Source organism: Flavobacterium okayamense (assembly GCF_019702945.1).
GTDB classification, from domain to species: domain Bacteria; phylum Bacteroidota; class Bacteroidia; order Flavobacteriales; family Flavobacteriaceae; genus Flavobacterium; species Flavobacterium okayamense.
The window spans coordinates 1446298-1463317 of the sequence record NZ_AP024749.1 but is presented as its reverse complement, the minus strand read 5'-3'; the positions used below and the strand labels follow the sequence as shown (position 1 = coordinate 1463317).

At 30.9% G+C, this 17020-nt stretch carries 17 protein-coding genes and 4 tRNA genes; 1 reads left to right on the top strand and 20 read right to left on the bottom strand.

The genetic code is table 11. The features are described from left to right. Window positions 1-42 precede the first annotated feature (42 nt). From nusG to KK2020170_RS06635, 16 genes are all read right to left on the bottom strand, one after another. Window positions 43-594, bottom strand: a complete 552-nt coding sequence (gene nusG / locus KK2020170_RS06710) for a transcription termination/antitermination protein NusG (protein ID WP_221257564.1) — start codon at window positions 592-594, stop codon at window positions 43-45. 9 nt (window positions 595-603) lie between these two features. Continuing rightward, window positions 604-798 (bottom strand): preprotein translocase subunit SecE, encoded by a 195-nt coding sequence (secE, locus tag KK2020170_RS06705; RefSeq protein WP_221257562.1) that lies wholly within the window; start codon window positions 796-798, stop codon window positions 604-606. A 14-nt stretch (window positions 799-812) separates the two neighbouring features. Next, window positions 813-883: transfer RNA gene (locus KK2020170_RS06700), tRNA-Trp, on the bottom strand. Between the two features lie 60 nt (window positions 884-943). Then, a complete protein-coding gene (gene tuf / locus KK2020170_RS06695; RefSeq protein ID WP_221257561.1) occupies window positions 944-2131 on the bottom strand; it encodes an elongation factor Tu in 1188 nt (395 codons plus the stop codon). Between the two features lie 60 nt (window positions 2132-2191). Next, window positions 2192-2263: transfer RNA gene (locus KK2020170_RS06690), tRNA-Thr, on the bottom strand. A 32-nt stretch (window positions 2264-2295) separates the two neighbouring features. After that, window positions 2296-2377 (bottom strand) — tRNA-Tyr (locus KK2020170_RS06685). A gap of 33 nt (window positions 2378-2410) precedes the next feature. After that, window positions 2411-2484 (bottom strand) — tRNA-Thr (locus KK2020170_RS06680). 89 nt (window positions 2485-2573) lie between these two features. Next, the gene (gene hpf / locus KK2020170_RS06675) at window positions 2574-2876 is read right to left on the bottom strand and encodes a ribosome hibernation-promoting factor, HPF/YfiA family (protein WP_221257560.1); all 303 of its coding nucleotides are present in this window, start codon (window positions 2874-2876) and stop codon (window positions 2574-2576) included. Window positions 2877-2908: 32 nt separating this feature from the next. Beyond that, window positions 2909-3796 (bottom strand): tyrosine-type recombinase/integrase, encoded by an 888-nt coding sequence (locus KK2020170_RS06670; RefSeq protein ID WP_221257559.1) that lies wholly within the window; start codon window positions 3794-3796, stop codon window positions 2909-2911. Between the two features lie 81 nt (window positions 3797-3877). Further along, window positions 3878-4072: a 30S ribosomal protein S21 gene (rpsU, locus tag KK2020170_RS06665; protein WP_221257558.1), complete on the bottom strand. Its 195-nt coding sequence runs from the start codon at window positions 4070-4072 to the stop codon at window positions 3878-3880. 171 nt (window positions 4073-4243) lie between these two features. Beyond that, window positions 4244-5413, bottom strand: a complete 1170-nt coding sequence (locus KK2020170_RS06660; RefSeq protein WP_221257557.1) for an acyl-CoA dehydrogenase family protein — start codon at window positions 5411-5413, stop codon at window positions 4244-4246. A 27-nt stretch (window positions 5414-5440) separates the two neighbouring features. Continuing rightward, entirely contained in the window at window positions 5441-6325 is an 885-nt protein-coding gene (locus tag KK2020170_RS06655) for a ComEA family DNA-binding protein (protein WP_221257556.1), read from the bottom strand. Between the two features lie 10 nt (window positions 6326-6335). Then, the gene (locus KK2020170_RS06650) at window positions 6336-6494 is read right to left on the bottom strand and encodes a hypothetical protein (RefSeq protein WP_221257555.1); all 159 of its coding nucleotides are present in this window, start codon (window positions 6492-6494) and stop codon (window positions 6336-6338) included. Further along, window positions 6491-8311: a sodium-dependent transporter gene (locus KK2020170_RS06645; RefSeq protein ID WP_255567290.1), complete on the bottom strand. Its 1821-nt coding sequence runs from the start codon at window positions 8309-8311 to the stop codon at window positions 6491-6493. Before KK2020170_RS06645 ends, KK2020170_RS06650 begins: the two co-directional genes overlap by 4 nt. Window positions 8312-8393: 82 nt before the next feature. After that, a complete protein-coding gene (locus tag KK2020170_RS06640) occupies window positions 8394-8615 on the bottom strand; it encodes a PspC domain-containing protein (RefSeq protein ID WP_221257554.1) in 222 nt (73 codons plus the stop codon). Between the two features lie 21 nt (window positions 8616-8636). Continuing rightward, window positions 8637-9908 (bottom strand): DUF2851 family protein, encoded by a 1272-nt coding sequence (locus tag KK2020170_RS06635; protein WP_221257553.1) that lies wholly within the window; start codon window positions 9906-9908, stop codon window positions 8637-8639. 72 nt (window positions 9909-9980) lie between these two features. On the opposite strand from KK2020170_RS06635, the gene KK2020170_RS06630 reads away from it, so the two are divergent. Further along, a complete protein-coding gene (locus tag KK2020170_RS06630; protein ID WP_221257552.1) occupies window positions 9981-11642 on the top strand; it encodes a GLPGLI family protein in 1662 nt (553 codons plus the stop codon). A 43-nt stretch (window positions 11643-11685) separates the two neighbouring features. Here the strand turns inward: KK2020170_RS06630 and KK2020170_RS06625 are convergent, their stop codons facing one another. From KK2020170_RS06625 to KK2020170_RS06610, 4 genes are all read right to left on the bottom strand, one after another. Further along, entirely contained in the window at window positions 11686-13047 is a 1362-nt protein-coding gene (locus KK2020170_RS06625; protein ID WP_221257551.1) for a pyridoxal-phosphate dependent enzyme, read from the bottom strand. Between the two features lie 91 nt (window positions 13048-13138). Then, complete coding sequence (locus tag KK2020170_RS06620) at window positions 13139-15079, bottom strand: putative porin (RefSeq protein WP_221257550.1); 1941 nt, start codon at window positions 15077-15079, stop codon at window positions 13139-13141. 75 nt (window positions 15080-15154) lie between these two features. Then, complete coding sequence (locus tag KK2020170_RS06615) at window positions 15155-16129, bottom strand: hypothetical protein (protein ID WP_221257549.1); 975 nt, start codon at window positions 16127-16129, stop codon at window positions 15155-15157. Window positions 16130-16140: 11 nt separating this feature from the next. After that, window positions 16141-17004 carry a hypothetical protein gene (locus KK2020170_RS06610; RefSeq protein ID WP_221257548.1) on the bottom strand — a complete coding sequence of 288 codons (864 nt, stop codon included), beginning with the start codon at window positions 17002-17004 and terminating at the stop codon, window positions 16141-16143. Window positions 17005-17020 lie beyond the last annotated feature (16 nt).

Here is a 17020-nt window from a genome sequence, read left to right as displayed (position 1 = left end):
TTACAGTTGGAAGCGAAGACGTGATTATAATTGTAACAATAATTATACTTTTTCAACCTGCATAAAACTCAATTCTAATGGTGTCTTTCTTCCAAAAATCTTCACCATTACTTCAAGCTTACGCTTTTCTTCATTAACCTTTTCAATAGTTCCATTGAAACCGTTAAAAGGACCATCAATTACTTTAACAGTTTCACCAACAGAATAAGGTATAGCAACATTATCCACTTTAACAGATAATTCATCTACCTTACCTAACATTCTGTTAACTTCCGACTGTCTTAACGGTACCGCATCCCCTCCTTTAGTTTCTCCTAAGAAACCAATAACCCCAGGAATCGATTTAATTATATGAGGAATTTCCCCTGTTAAGTTAGCTTCAATCATAACATAACCAGGAAAATAAACTCTTTCTTTTGTCAATTTTTTACCATCCCTAACTTGAACTACTTTTTCAGTAGGCACAAGAACTTGAGAAATATAATCTGACATACCTAAACGAGAAGCCTCAGTTTCGATATAATTTTTAACTTTATTCTCTTGACCGCTTACGGCTCTTACTACATACCACTTTTTAACATTGTTATCTGCCATTACAAGAGCTTATTTTATAATGTTAAAAAATCCTTCTAACGCTTTCACAAACAATTGATCTACTCCATAAGTAAACAAAGCAAAAATAACAGAAAAAACAGCAACTATTATAGTTAATCGCTGTACTTCTGACCATTCTGGCCAAGTAACGTTTGCTTTCAATTCATGAAAAGCTTCCGAAATATAATTAACAAATTTTGTCATCTTATTTTTATTTGCACGGGCAGAGAGATTCGAACTCCCACCAGCGGTTTTGGAGACCGCGATTCTACCCTTAAACTATGCCCGTTTGTTAAAAAATCAGTGTTGCGTGCAACAACACTGATTTTATTTATCTATTTAAACTTAATTAGTCTAAAATTTCAGTAACCTGACCAGCACCTACAGTTCTACCACCCTCACGAACAGCGAAACGTAAACCTACTGATAAAGCGATTGGACTTAATAATTGAACTTCAATAGTTAAGTTATCACCAGGCATAACCATCTCAACACCAGCTGGTAAAGAAATAGTACCAGTTACGTCAGTTGTACGAACGTAAAACTGTGGACGATAGTTATTGTGGAATGGAGTGTGACGTCCACCTTCTTCTTTTTTCAAGATATAAACCTCAGCTTTAAAGTGAGCGTGTGGCTTAACAGATCCTGGCTTAACGATTACCATACCACGTTTGATATCAGCTTTATCGATACCACGTAATAATAAACCAACGTTATCTCCAGCTTCACCTCTATCAAGGATTTTACGGAACATCTCAACTCCTGTAATTGTAGAAGTTAATTTATCAGCTCCCATACCAATGATTTCAACAGCATCTCCTGTATTAGCAACTCCAGTTTCGATACGACCTGTAGCAACAGTTCCACGACCTGTAATTGTAAACACATCCTCAACCGGCATTAAGAAAGGCTTATCAACATCACGAGCTGGTAATTCAATCCAGTTATCAACAGCTTCCATTAACTGCATTACAGTATCAACCCATTTTGGCTCACCGTTTAATGCACCTAAAGCAGAACCTTGAACAACAGGACCATTATCACCATCATATTGATAGAAAGATAATAAATCTCTGATTTCCATTTCAACAAGCTCTAATAACTCAGCATCATCAACCATATCCACTTTATTCATGAATACAACCATTCTTGGAACACCTACTTGGCGACCTAAAAGGATGTGCTCACGAGTTTGAGGCATTGGACCATCAGTAGCAGCAACTACTAAAATAGCACCGTCCATTTGAGCAGCACCAGTAACCATGTTCTTAACGTAATCCGCGTGACCTGGACAGTCAACGTGAGCGTAGTGACGATTAGCTGTTGAATACTCTACGTGAGAAGTATTAATTGTAATACCTCTTTCTTTTTCTTCTGGAGCGTTATCAATCTGATCGAATGATTTTGCTTCTGATAAACCAGCATCAGCTAATACTTTAGTAATAGCAGCTGTCAAAGTTGTTTTACCGTGGTCAACGTGTCCGATAGTACCAATATTTAAATGGGGCTTCGAACGATCAAAGGTTTCTTTTGCCATGACTTAATAATTTAATCTTAGTAATATATATTAGTGTTCAAATTTAATACAACTTTAAAGAGCCAATGACGGGATTTGAACCCGTGACCCCTTCCTTACCAAGGAAGTACTCTACCCCTGAGCTACACCGGCTTAAACCTGTCACTGACAGGAAAAAATAATAGTGGGGAGAGCAGGATTCGAACCTGCGAAGACATAGTCAGCAGATTTACAGTCTGCCCTCGTTGGCCGCTTGAGTATCTCCCCAAACCATTAATTTTCAATATTTTACAGAACTTGAGCCGATGGAGGGACTCGAACCCACGACCTGCTGATTACAAATCAGCTGCTCTAGCCAGCTGAGCTACACCGGCGGCTTCAATAAAAAAGTCCGCTATTTCTAACGGACTGCAAATGTATGTATTTTATTTTTTAATCAAAACTTTTTTTAAGTTTTTTTTTATTAAGCATGTGCTCTTATTTTTTCCTTATATTTTGTTAGCATTCTTTCCAAGGATTGTTCTGAAATATCAACCGCTTCTTCAAAAGTTTTACAAGTTTTTTTTATCACTAATTCTTCCCCTGGAACATGAACCTTAATCTCTGCTGTTTTGTTCTCTTTATCACTAGTATTTTCGGTCCTTAAAAAAACATCAACCGAAACAATCTTATCAAAATACTTTTCTAGCTTTGATAATTTCTCATCAATAAACGCTACTAATTTTTTGTCAACATTAAAGTTAACTGCCTGAACATTTACCTTCATATTAAAAATGTTTAGAATTATACAATAAACTATTAACCTCTAGGATGCGAATCTTTATATACTTTTTGAAGTTCAGCAAGACTACTGTGTGTATATATTTGAGTTGACGATAAGCTCGCATGCCCTAATAGTTCTTTAACAGAATTTAAATCAGCACCATTATTTAACAAATGTGTTGCAAATGAATGCCTAAGAACGTGCGGACTCTTTTTCGTCTTTTGAGACACACTACTAAAGTAAACATTTATTAAACGATAAACAAACGATTGACTTAATTTATTACCAGTTTTTGACAAAATTAACACATCCGAATCTTTATCCATTTCTAAATCAAACCTATATACTAAATACGATTCAATAATACTAATAGTACAATCTAACAATGGCAAGATTCGCTCTTTATTTCTTTTCCCTAAAACTTTTAATGTTTTGTTTTTTAAATCAACATTTTTTATTTTTAATTCTATGAGTTCACTTTTACGAATACCAGTTGCATAAAACAACTCTATTACAAGTCTATTTCTTATTCCTTCAAAATTATTAGAAAAATCATTCAACTCAAAAACTTGTTCAAGTTCTTTTTCAGAAAACGGAATTTGAACTTTTTTAGGAACTTTTAAGGATTTATGTTTTAGTAATGGATTAATTGCAATCTTTTTGATTTTCAATAAAAACTTATAATACGATTTTAGAGAAGAAATTTTTCGATTAATTGTTTTATTTGAAACGCCGCCTTCTACTAGAGAAACGATCCAAGCTCTTATTAAATTATATTGCACTTCGTTTAAAGAACACTTAAACTCTACTTCAATAAAATCTTTAAACTCTAATAGATCATTTTCATAAGCTGTAATGGTATGACTAGAATATTTTTTTTCTTTAGAAAGATATTCCACAAATGAGATTATGTTATTTTCCATTACCAATTAGTTAACTCAAGTCAAATATAACAAAAAAAACCACCAGAAATCTGGTGGTTTTATATAAACTTAATTCGAAGACTATGATTCAACAGAATCTTTTAATCTTTGAATGTATTGCGCTTTTTGAATTTCAGCTCTTCTTGAAACTGACGGTTTTGTAAACTGTTGACGTGATCTTAATTGACGAACAGTTCCAGTTTTGTCGAATTTACGTTTGTAGCGTTTTAATGCTTTATCGATATTTTCTCCGTCTTTAATAGGTATAATTAACATAATCTAGGCACCCCCTTTCATTTAGACTGCAAAACTAAAAATTTATTTTTAATTACAAATAAATAATTATATTTTTTTATAACCCTGATGTAAGCGACATCCTTTTTTGTTCGACTAAAAGTATGAATTGACAAAAAAGATAAAGCAAACAGCAGGAATAGCTTCTAAAAATTATTTAACTGCTGGTTCGTAATTTTTATTATCGATAATCATTTTTGAAAGAATCTCTTTTAAAATTTCAGAAGTTCCTCCTCCAATTGGTCCTAAACGACTATCTCTAAATAAACGTGCTAAAGGGTATTCTTCCATATAACCATAACCACCTAACATTTGTAAACAATCATATATGGTATCATCAGCAACTTTAGTAGATTTTAATTTTGCCATAGTTGCTTCTTTAACAACATATTCTCCTTTATCTAAATTTGCCACAGCTGCATAGTTAAATATTTTACAATGCTCAACCTCTGTTGCGTGTTCTACAATTTTATGACGAAGTGCTTGAAACTTATCAATTGTTTTACCAAAAGCTTCGCGTTGCGACATATATTCTAATGTATAATCGATAGCATATTCAGCTCTTGCGTGTGCATTAATTGCCATGATTAGTCTTTCTAAAGCAAAGTGTTGCATAATGTAAGCAAATCCTTTCCCTTCTTCACCCATTAAGTTTTCTAGTGGAATCTCAACATTATCAAAAGCTATTTCGCCTGTATCAGACGCTCTCCAACCTAATTTATCTAATTTAGTAGCAGAAACACCATTTAATTTTGCATCAACTAAAAAAATACTAATTCCTTTATTTCCTAAATCGGGATTTGTTTTAGCAGCAACAACATAATAGTCTGCATATACACCATTAGTAATAAAAGTTTTTGAGCCATTAATTACATACTTATCTCCTTTTTTAACAGCAATTGTTCGCATTCCTGCAACATCACTGCCACCAAAAGGCTCTGTAATACATAATGCTCCAATTAATTCACCTGAAATACTTGGTGCTAAATATTCTTGTTTGATTCGCTCATCTCCTTCAGCATTTAAATGCGTCATAGCCAAATAAGAATGCGCCCACATAGCCGCTGCAAAACCTGCAGATTTAATTTTTTGAAGTTCTTCTAAAAATATTACAGTGTAAAATAAATCTAGATTCATTCCGCCATAAGCCTCTGGATAACGAATACCAAAGAAACCCATTTCACCAAATTTTTTCCAAATAAAGCGTTCAATAGTTCCAGTATTTTCCCATTTCTCAATATGGGGCACAACTTCTTTATTCAGAAAATCTCGCAAACTTTCTCTAAACAGCTGATGTTCTTCAGTGAAATATATAGAATTCATATTATTTTGGATTATTTTTATGTATTTCTAATTTATTTCCAAATATAAAACTATTATTTCTATTTTTTCAACTGGAAAATTATTAATTTTTGTTAAATCCTCAACTTTAGCAAAACTCCCATTCATACTTCTTTGAGTTACAATCTCTTTAGCAATTTTATAATTGAAATACGGGAATTGAGAGAGCTCTTTTGTTGAAGCTTCATTAATTTTCAATTTTGTTATTGGAGTTTGTGTTCTTTCTACAAAAAAACTTTTAGTGATATTCTCAAATGTCTCCGGAGTAATACCCCAAACATATTTTAATTGCTCAATTGTAACAAACTCACCAAACTTTTCTTTATCCTTCAGAATTATATCCGAAAGTTTATCACCTATTCCATAAACTTTCATCAATTCTTCTTTAGAAGCTTCATTTATATTCTTTCTTTCGATTTTATTTTTCTCAAAAAATTGATGTTGATCTTTTTTGGAAGTAGATTTTGCTACAACCCAATCTGGAAACTTAAAATACGGTGATATTTTATTTAATAAAGAATCAGAAACATTAGTAACTTTCTTAAAATCAGAAATTGAGTTTATAAATCTACCTTCTTCTCTGAATTTGTGGAGCCTATCTATTTCTTCTAAAGACATTCCTAACATATAACCCTTATAATCGGAAATATAATTAGGATTAAATGGCTGTAATTTATATTCTTGATTTTTAGAAGTCGACTTTAAGCTATCTATTTTAGACTGAAAAGACAACCATTTTAGATTAGAATAGCTTCGTTCTTGATGCTCCGCTTTAGGTATTAATTTATTGAAATTAAAAATTACCAGTTGTAAAACTAATACGATCAGAATTAAAACAAAAATCCCATTTCGCTGTCCTGAAGAAAACATGAAATAGGATTTTAATTTGTTCATATAATAAATATTACTCTTCCTCTTGTCGCACTAAAACATCATCATTTTCGCTGAACGAATCTGGCTCTTGCTTTGGTGGAGTAGTTAATACTTTATAAAAGAAATAAGACGCAAAAGCAATTACAATTCCTTGTGCGCAAACCATTGTTATTATTGCTGTTGTATTCATATTGTAGCTCTCCCTTCTTTAACTCGTTTTTTATATGCAAAAAATACTACTAACGAAATAAATAAAAACAATGCTAATAATAACATCCTTCCCATAAATTTATATAAAGTATTATTAGTGAAATCGCCTGTTGCTATTTCGTCTTTTGGTGAAACCACCTGATCCATTTTTACAGTAACTTGCTGATTTTTATCAGCATCAAAATTATATACTTTATAATCTGTAAACGGCACTTTTATTACTTCTCCAGTTGCTTTGTCGAAAACTTTTTTCTCGTTATCAAAAGCAAGTTTTACATGCTGAGGAGAAACCTCTACAACTTTACCCTTTGTATTTCCGGAAGCATCAAAATTTTCAGCATAGTAAGTATTAGCAAACCATTCCTTGTTGTGTGTATCGCTATCTTTTACTTTATCAATCCAATCTGGAATACTAGAAATTAAAACCCAACCTAATAAAGCAGGAGTAACAATTAAAATTACATATTTATAAATTCCTGGAAGTTTAATATCAGCTCCCTTGTTAATTTCAGACCAACCTTTTTTAATACCAAAAATATATGAAAACAATATAGTTTCTAGGAATGCAAAAACTACTAAACTTACAGTTCCTGCCCAATAATCATATTGATCAAACAAACCTTCATTATAAAAAACAACAGTAGGCAATCCCATTGTTAATGCAAGTAAACCAAATGACCATGCTCCTTTGTTTTTACTCCAATTAAATTCATCACGCATAAAGCCCATCCAAGGAGTTCCCATTGCTAATGACGATGTAATTCCTGCAAAGAATAATAACCCGAACCAGAAAACGCCAGCAAAAATAGCAATAACATCTCCCCATTGTTGAAATAAATATGGCATAGTTTGGAAAGCCATTCCAAAACCTGCATTTTGAATTACCCAGTCTAAACCTAAATATCCTGCAGCAATTGGAATTACTATTAAACTACCTAACACCACTTCTACAAACTCGTTCATAAATCCTGCTGAAACAGCATTTAAAGCAATATCATCTCTTTCTTTCAAGTAAGCAGCATAACAATGAATTGTTCCCATACCTACAGAAAGGGTAAAGAAGATTTGTCCAGCAGCAGCTAACCAAACTTTAGGATTACTTAATGAATCGAATTGAGGCGTCCATAAGAAGTTAAGACCATCCCAAGCATTCGCCTCTGGGAAAATATCAGAAGCTCCTGAGGTACCTAAAGTTAAACCTCTTACAGCTAAAATTACACCAAATAAAATTAACAATGGCATACCAATTTTAGCCACTTTTTCAATTCCACCTAAACCTTTAGATAAAATATAAGTGTTTAATAATAAACATATCACATAAAAAACAACTGCTTCATAAGGAATTCCAGTTGTTGAGTGCGCTACATCTACATACGAATTAAAAAAACCAGCCACATCAGCTTGTGACATTCCGTTAAATGTACCAACTATAGAATGATACACATAAGACATTGTCCAAGATTCAATGTAACAATAATAAGCAGCAACAGCAATATTTGTAAAAATTCCGAAAACACCTATGTATTTCCAAATTCTTCCTTTTGCCATTGTATCTAGAATATAAGGTGTACTGTGGTTCCCATATTTACCACCGTAACGACCTGTTGACCATTCTATAAATAATAATGGAATACCCATTACTAAAAAACAAACTAAATAAGGAATAATAAAAGCTCCTCCTCCATTTTGTACTGCTTGTACTGGAAAACGCAAAAAGTTTCCAAGTCCAACAGCATTTCCTGCCATTGCTAAAATGAGACCTACTCGAGAGCCCCAAGAATCAGTTTTTGTAGACATACGTTTGATTGGTTGTTAATTCCCCAAAGATAATAAAACAAACTAAAAAACAAAGAAAACTTAACACTATAGTAATCAGACACTATAAATCAAAAACCGAACTTCGCTTTGTGTAAATCATGTCTTTTAAACGCAACAAGAAAGCTAAAGTTAAGTAAAACCCAAAACCTAAACCTACTGTAATGAAAGATATATATATAAAAAACAAACGAACATTTGTGGCACGCATACCAAGTCTTTCCGCAAAACGTTGTGCTACAAAAAAGCCATGTTTTTCAAAAAAATGAAGTAGATTAGTTATCATAATTTAATTTATTCAAATGTATTAACTTTTTTGAAGAAGTTCAACACCTATTTTACACTTTAAACATTTCTGAAAATTACAGTATTCATTTTTTAATTGAAGTAATGCTTGAGAGTCAAATGCATCTTTAACTTCAATGCCAAATTCTTCAAACCTTTTTATTATAATATTACTTTCTGCATTTAAACTATACATTAGTTTTAAATATTCATCCAAATTTTCTTTACCATTATACTTACCATAAGCAAATTGAATGGGCACTACAGAATTTATAGCAATTAATTCAATAAAACTATTCGTCAATTTCACATGCCTTTTCTTTGAAACCTTATCAAAATTATAATGACTTTGCCAATAAGTAGAAACTTGTATATTAAAAATTTCTTTTAATTCTTCAAAAGTCGATATTCTAGTAATTCTATCAAATAGATTTTTTGAAACGACATAAAGAGATGCTAATTGTGCTAATCTAATTGTTGGAAAATTATCAGGGCGCAATTTATAAAACTGAACTTGAATTGTTTTTAATTCAGTTAAATTGTATTTACTTTTTTGATATTCCCAAATCTTTTTGAGCTCATTAGCATATTCATCTTGAAAATCTTTATTTAATAAATTAGCTCTACCCAAAAACAGAGACTCGAGTTGTTTTATTTCAAAAGATTCTTTTCTTACAATAGTAAACGGAATACTTCTGGCAATTTCAAAAAAAGTATTTCCATTTATATTTAATCCAAAATTTTTAGCCAATAAAATAAAAAATGTTGCTTCCCAGTCTTTGTCACAATTTTCGAAAACTTGATAGATTAATTTTGATTTTATTTCCAGCCGTTCTAAAAAAAGACCTTCTTTCCATGAAAACCAAGTAAAATCAGAAACTTTACTTAATGAATCTTCACAATTAATCCATGATTTTTTACTGAATAGCCTTTTAATCTTGCTAAGTGTTTCTAATTCAATAAAATTTTTTAATTCCAATACAGGAATTTCCGTTTTATCTTTCCTGTAGACTTCAACATCATGTTCCCAAACTACATGTAGAATTACATTATCATAATTTTCATCTTTTTCATGATGATGTAAATACCAATCTGAAGACTTTACATGTAATTCTACATTTCCAGCCCATTTTTGGTTGTTTATAATTAATTGAGCATTAAAAAAATCTGGACCAGAAGATTGTAAATATTGTCCAGAATTTAAAACTTCTACTTTTTCGTTATTTGTAGTATAAATATTGGTTACATCATAACACTTATGCAACCACAAGTAGTGCAAAACATTTTCTCTCATATTAAATTTGTATGGCGTATATTTAGCTAAATTAATAAATTTTATCTTTGCTTTTTTAACTTAAATAAAAACATGTTTAAAAAATCTATCACACTACTATTTTCTTTTTTTTCTATATTAATTTTTTCACAAACAGAGAAAACTATTAAGATTACTTACGAAAAGTTTTATAACGATAAATTAATAGGTACTGAAAACCCAATTATTACATTTGCCTCAAATGATAAAACCTACATCACCTCAAAAGCTATAGAAGATAAAACAAGTGAATCTCCTTTTGAATATATAGTTTCCAATCAAAGTAAAGTTAGTTTTGAAAAAATCACACAACTATCCGAAGAAAGTTTAATTAAGACTAAAGACACTTCAACAATTTCTTCATATAACTTTGAATTATTTAATGACACCAAAAAAATATGTGGTTACGTTTGTAAGAAAGCAACCACAATAATTAACTCAAATCATTATACTCTTTGGTACACAACCGGCTTGAATGTTAACGCTGGACCAAATGTTATTGGACAAAATTTAGGTTTAGTTTTAGAAATTAATAGAAATAACAATTTTATTATTAAAGCAAATAAAGTAGAAAAAATAAAATTTAATTTCCCTTCTACAGATAAAATTCAAACATTTGACAATTTAACTTACCAAGATTTGGTATGGAAAAGCAGATTTAGAACTTTACCTGTATTTTCAAATGAAATTATCAATTTTTCTAGTGAATCAACCTCAAATGATAGCATTTTACGATTTGCAAACGGAACCATAATTTTAAAGAAGGTTAAGTTTCCAAAAATAAAATCTAATAATTTATCATTTATTGATTTAACATTACAATCTAACGGAGACGCTTATGACAGAACAGGAAGTTTATTTATAATTCCAGAAGACAAACAAATAAGTTTTTTAGAAGCATTACAAAAAGATGTTTCTGTTTTACCAATTTATGAAAACGGGAATGGTAAAAAATACCAAGGAGTTGCAAATACTTACAATTTCACACCTTTATTAGAATTAATGCGATTTTTTACGCCCTTTGGAATTGATAAATATAACCACATAACACTTAAAGATAAAGAATGGCACGATAAGGTGATGTATAGACAAGATATTTCCGACTATAATACTTTTTTAAGCAATAATGAATTTTGGGTTGGAGCTTTTATTGGGAATTATGATAAAGGTGGACATAAAATTTCAATGAATATAACAATACATAACGAAGGAACTAAAACTAAAGAAAGTGAGTTTGTTTTACCCTTGTTTAACACTACTAACGTAATGGAAATGGCTGGTCAAAACTATGCAACTATGTTTGATAGCAAAGAAGGTTTGGTTGTTAATTTTGAATTAGAAAAAGATTTTAAAAACGTATTTTTACGCTACACAAGTACAGGCCATGGAGGTTGGGAAAATGGTGATGAATTTGTGCCAAAGAAAAACACTATTATACTCGACAATAAAATTGTTCATGAATTTACGCCTTGGAGGGAAGATTGCGGTTCGTATCGATTATTCAATCCTGCATCTGGAAATTTCAATAACGGATTGTCTTCTTCAGATTATAGCCGTTCAAATTGGTGTCCAGGGATGGTAACTTACCCAACTTATATAGATTTAGGAGAATTAAAAGAAGGAAAACATACCATTCAAATCAAAATCCCTCAGGGAAAACCAGAAGGTGGAAGTTTTAGCGCTTGGAATGTTTCAGGAGTTTTAATTGGAAAATAAAAAACAAAATAAAAAGCCTACTTAATTAAGTAGGCTTTTTTTATTATTTAATAGAATTTATAATATCGTGTTTTGTAATGATATGATGCTTTCCATCTCCTAAATCAATCAATACTGCTTGATTTTCTTTGGTAATTAATTTTGAAACTTCTTCAATTGGAGTTCCTAATTTAACTATTGGAAATGGCTCTCCCATTACTTCTCTAATAGGTTTATCTGCTGTATTCTTATCAGAAATGTAACTTTGAAATAAATCTGATTCATCAACAGAACCTACAAAACCATTTACATCTATAACGGGGATTTGAGAAATTTTATATTTTCTCATTCTTTCAATTGCATGAGAAACTAACTCCTCTGTACGAACAATTACCAATGGTTTATCAATATGTTCTTTAATTAAGTCTTCTGCCTTAGTAATTTCTTCCTCTAAGAAACCTCGCTCACGCATCCAATCATCATTAAACATTTTACCCACATAACGGCTTCCTGAATCGTGAAACAAAACAACCACAACATCTTCAGGCTTAAAATGCTCTTTTAATTGCAATAAACCTTTAATTGCTGCACCAGCAGAATTACCTACAAAAATACCTTCTTCTAAAGCTAATTTTCTTGTATAAACGGCAGCATCTTTATCAGTTACTTTAGTAAAACCATCAATAAGTGAAAAATCAACATTTTTAGGTAAAATATCTTCACCAATACCTTCTGTTATGTATGAATAAATTTCATTCTCATCAAAAATACCTGTTTCGTGATATTTTTTAAAAACAGAACCATATGTATCTATTCCCCAAATCTTAATATTTGGATTCTTCTCTTTCAAATATTTCGCCACACCAGAAATGGTTCCACCTGTTCCTACACCGACAACAAAATGAGTAATTTTACCTTCTGTTTGTTCCCAAATTTCTGGTCCAGTTTGCTCGTAATGAGCTATTGAGTTACTAGGATTGTCATATTGATTTACATACCAAGAATTAGGCGTTTCAGTGGCCAATCTTTTAGAAACTGAATAATAAGAACGAGGATCATCTGGCTCAACGTCTGTTGGACAAACAACTACTTTTGCACCTACAGCTCTCAAAATGTCCATTTTTTCCTTAGATTGTTTATCAGAAATAACACAAACTAATTTGTATCCTTTAACAATAGCGGCTAATGCTAATCCCATTCCTGTATTTCCAGAAGTTCCTTCAATAATAGTCCCTCCGGGTTTTAAACGTCCATCTGCTTCAGCATCTTCAATCATCTTCAATGCCATTCTATCTTTTACAGAATTTCCTGGGTTAAAAGTCTCAACTTTAGCTAAAACTAAAGCGTCAACTTCTTGAGTTAATTTATTTATCTTAACTAGTGGCGTATTTCCAATAGTTTCAAGTATGTTTTTTGCGTACTTCATTTCAATTAAATATTATACAAAGCTATTTTATATATTAAAGTATTCCAAACAAATTCATTTTAAATCAATTTTAAATATTTGAAAAAATGATTTATTTAAAGAAATTCCAAACCAGACCAAAACGAACAATAAAATCTCTGTAAGGATAATTTGGCGCCGAGTAATAATCATAACCTGTCCAAGCTGAGTTAAAATGTTCCGCTTTTAAGAATATTCTGGTTTGTCTAACTTTTGCATTTATAAAAAAATCTAACATGGGGAAACCTCCAATTTTAGTCTGATTTTGAACATAAAACTCTCCAATTAGCGGATTGTAATCATTCATGTAATATTCTGTAAAATAATTGAATGTTATACCCGTTTGTATAAACATAGCTTTTTTGAATACATGTTCTGAAAAATACAACGAATTTCTAGTAACGATTTGAGGCACATTTAATACATCATTAGATTGTGTAACATTTTGATATAAAATAGTGTTATCTAATGCTAATTTCCAAAATTTAAATTCTTTCTTAGCTTTCACAGATAAATGGTTAATTGTTTGATCGTATTGAAATGGCTTAACCTGTAAATTATCGATATCCTCTGCTATATTATAAAAAAACAAATAATCATCTAAAACCGTATAATTAACTTCAAGATTTAACCATTTAGTATTTGCTTTTGCTTGTAACTGATTTCGTTTTTCATTCTTGAAATTATTAAACCAATTGTAAGAAACATAATCACTTTGATAAAGCGTATAGTTTAAGTTAGGTAATGTATTTAATTTTTGATATTTGAATTCAAACTGATAATCATCACTTATCTTGTATTTAGCAATGGCTTCAATATTTGAGATAGATTGATCAGTAATAGCATTTGAAACGTTTAAAAATAGCTTAACTTTATTCAAATTATAATTATAATTTGCACCAAAAATTGTTAATCTATCATTTATTGCATTAGGCACCGCTACATTACCCAAATTATCATAAATCACATTATTGTAAAAATAATTATAAGTATTGTTTTCCAAATAGGCAATTATGTCTCCATACTTTTGAGTCGTAAATCCAACTCCAATTTTATTATACAAATGATTATACCTCGTTTTATTATTTACACTACCAGTAAATGCTGTTCCAAAACGATCACTTAATGTAGGTTGTGTATATTGAAAAAACTTATATTCATGGTTAAACTGATGGTATAACATTAAACTGTTAGGGTTATTTTTACTAAGCTTAAAACTATGATCAACAAGAAAACGATTACCTTTAAGTAATGATGTTGAATTTGTAAAATACACCTCTAAACGATCTCTTTCATCAAAAGGAGTTTCACTTGTCTCAAAAAGAGAGACGTCTGTAATACCACCATTCTCTTGATTTGAAATATCTTGACCTGTAAAATGTGCATTAACGAAATATCTTTTATCTTTTGTAAAATAACTTGTTGTAAACCTGAAGTTACCAGAACTTGAAATATTGTTAATATATTTTCCAATAGACCTTAAGCCTTTGTAAGCTATAGAAAAATTTAAATTTGGTTTTGTATTTACAGTTAAAAATGCATCAAGTGATTGCCCTTGTTCCATAACTGTTTTAAAATACAAATCTGTTAATGGTGTTGGAACTTGATAATACTTAATATCATTAACTTCAAGATAATTAAAATGTTTAGCAGTGAATCCCATTTTCGGAAAAGTAGATTTAACATTAAAATTAAAGTCTAAAGTATTATAGGTGTGACCTTCATTTGCAAAAGGCTGAAGTCCAAAAATATCTTTACGAAGTAAATTATATTTATATTCTTTTTGAATACTTAAAGTTGTATCAATGTAAGTAGTATCCTTAGTTAAAGTATAAATTTTATAAAGATCAATTGGTGGCTTTATTTTATCATCAACAGCTCTGCCTTTAAAAGCTTTGGTTGTATCTTGAAAACTTTGAAACTGTTGAGGATTATTTTCACTATTAGCATCTAATTCTCTCTTTTGAGAAAAAAGATTCAAAGAAAGAAAAAACAAAAGAAAAAAAATTCTCATTACATTTTTTGATATTGGCAAATGTAATGAGAATTTAGTTATAAAAAAACCCTCTCAATTGAGAGGGTTAATAAATTATAAAAATTTATTCTTTTCTATTCTTGTTCTTTTAACAGATCTTCCAGAAGCAAAAATAGTACCTGGATCATAAGCATCAAAAACTGTATAAGTAGTACCAGATTTAGTAATACCAATCACATAGTCAGAAAACACATCATCACTAGAAGTTGGTATGTTGACAGTAGTAAACCATGTACCATATTTACCAATGTTTATTTTTAAATCGTGATCAAATCTTTCAACAGGATCTTCACCAGCTGACCATAAATCAACATAAACATAATAGTCATCATCAGGTGCACTTGCAGATAACATTGACATTTCTGGGTGATTTCCCGTTGCTGCAGCAAAACCATCTACAACAGCTCCAGAAGAATTTTCAATCCAAAAATCGAAATCCCAATCAGTGAATGGGTGCATTTCATCATCAACACCAAGATATTCACCATCATGTAAGGTACCAAAAGCATCTGCTGTAGTTTGTCCCCACTCTAATTGAATACCTACATTATCAGAAACAAAGTCATTAACAGTCAAGGTAATCATCTCTGAAGCTGGACTAACAACACCATTTGAATTACCCATACTATATAATCTAAACTCAAATACTTCAGTACCTTCAGCATATAAATCAATTAATGCAGAGATATCAAATGACATTGAAGTAGTGTATGCAGGAAAAGTGATTTTGTGACCAATTACTCCATATCCATCATCAATAATAGTCTCATCTCCTGATGAAACATAATCTCTAAATGAACCAGTACCTCCAACTAATTCAAGTTTCATATCCATATCTTCTTGATATGCCTTGTCAGTTGTTAAATTTATAGTAACTGTTTCACCTTCAGTAAGCGTAAAATCAACTATACCAGCAGTAATAACAGGCTTAACTGTTCTTTGTGTAGTAGCATCCTCATCGTCATTACAAGAAACTAAAGCTCCTAATAATGCGAAAAATGCAAAATTTAATAATTTAATTTTTTTCATAAATATAGTTTTTAGTTTCTAACGTAAGTATTAGTATATTGTCTATTACCAGCTGCAAACGTAATCTCATAAGTAATTTCAAAATCATCACCAGTTGAGAAATCTACAACAGTTCCATCAGTTCCGTCGTCTGTTAAACCATATACTTCGTTTGAATAGTAACCTTGACATAAACCTTGATTAGCAACTGAAATATCACCACATATATCCATAAAGTTATAACCTTGATCAGGTGCAATAGTACCTGCTGCCCATCCTCCTGTCGTTGTAGTTTTATAAGTGTTAATATCAACTAACTCAACAATCTCATTTGTACGCAACCAAGTACCACCATCATCTCTAACAATTGTACATGTAAAACTATCAGAACCAGCCATAGAAGAAACTATGTTAGATAAACATCCAACAAATACAATTCTTAATGTATTGTATTTAACTTGACCTGCAACTGTTGAACCAGCAGTAGAAGAAGTTAATTTAACGATTAACTCCGTCTTTTGTAATGGATCAAAGTTTCCAGTGTGAACTGCTAAAGGAAACATACCAAAAGACGAACCCGCCGGAATTGTCATAGTACCTGAAGTATCAATAAAATCAAATTCAACACCTTCAACAGCAGTACTTTGAACCAAGTCAACTTCATACTCAACTACTATATCAGTTTCTGAAAATTGACCATTACCATTACCAATTAAATTAATTGGAAACTCTCTATCAATAGTTCCTAAATCTTCAAAATAAGAAACTGTTTGAATGTTTGTATTAAATCCAACTACTTTTGGACCAGAATCTAATTGATGTTCTGTTCTAATATCATCATCTGTACAACTGATTATAGTAGCTGCTGATAATGCTAAAATTAAAAGCTTTTTCATAATTATATTTTTTTAG

What these genes read in the sequence shown, in the direction of transcription:
- nusG (WP_221257564.1), bottom strand. Translation starts at nt 594, where the DNA reads ATGGCAGATAACAATGTTAAAAAGTGGTATGTAGTAAGAGCCGTAAGC.
- KK2020170_RS06615 (WP_221257549.1), bottom strand. Translation starts at nt 16,129, where the DNA reads ATGAAAAAAATTAAATTATTAAATTTTGCATTTTTCGCATTATTAGGA.
- rpsU (WP_221257558.1), bottom strand. Translation starts at nt 4,072, where the DNA reads ATGTTAATTATACCTATTAAAGACGGAGAAAATATCGATAAAGCATTA.
- KK2020170_RS06640 (WP_221257554.1), bottom strand. Translation starts at nt 8,615, where the DNA reads ATGATAACTAATCTACTTCATTTTTTTGAAAAACATGGCTTTTTTGTA.
- KK2020170_RS06655 (WP_221257556.1), bottom strand. Translation starts at nt 6,325, where the DNA reads ATGAACAAATTAAAATCCTATTTCATGTTTTCTTCAGGACAGCGAAAT.
- KK2020170_RS06630 (WP_221257552.1), top strand. Translation starts at nt 9,981, where the DNA reads ATGTTTAAAAAATCTATCACACTACTATTTTCTTTTTTTTCTATATTA.
- KK2020170_RS06660 (WP_221257557.1), bottom strand. Translation starts at nt 5,413, where the DNA reads ATGAATTCTATATATTTCACTGAAGAACATCAGCTGTTTAGAGAAAGT.
- tuf (WP_221257561.1), bottom strand. Translation starts at nt 2,131, where the DNA reads ATGGCAAAAGAAACCTTTGATCGTTCGAAGCCCCATTTAAATATTGGT.
- KK2020170_RS06650 (WP_221257555.1), bottom strand. Translation starts at nt 6,494, where the DNA reads ATGAATACAACAGCAATAATAACAATGGTTTGCGCACAAGGAATTGTA.
- secE (WP_221257562.1), bottom strand. Translation starts at nt 798, where the DNA reads ATGACAAAATTTGTTAATTATATTTCGGAAGCTTTTCATGAATTGAAA.
- KK2020170_RS06620 (WP_221257550.1), bottom strand. Translation starts at nt 15,079, where the DNA reads ATGAGAATTTTTTTTCTTTTGTTTTTTCTTTCTTTGAATCTTTTTTCT.
- KK2020170_RS06635 (WP_221257553.1), bottom strand. Translation starts at nt 9,908, where the DNA reads ATGAGAGAAAATGTTTTGCACTACTTGTGGTTGCATAAGTGTTATGAT.
- KK2020170_RS06645 (WP_255567290.1), bottom strand. Translation starts at nt 8,311, where the DNA reads ATGTCTACAAAAACTGATTCTTGGGGCTCTCGAGTAGGTCTCATTTTA.
- hpf (WP_221257560.1), bottom strand. Translation starts at nt 2,876, where the DNA reads ATGAAGGTAAATGTTCAGGCAGTTAACTTTAATGTTGACAAAAAATTA.
- KK2020170_RS06610 (WP_221257548.1), bottom strand. Translation starts at nt 17,004, where the DNA reads ATGAAAAAGCTTTTAATTTTAGCATTATCAGCAGCTACTATAATCAGT.
- KK2020170_RS06670 (WP_221257559.1), bottom strand. Translation starts at nt 3,796, where the DNA reads ATGGAAAATAACATAATCTCATTTGTGGAATATCTTTCTAAAGAAAAA.
- KK2020170_RS06625 (WP_221257551.1), bottom strand. Translation starts at nt 13,047, where the DNA reads ATGAAGTACGCAAAAAACATACTTGAAACTATTGGAAATACGCCACTA.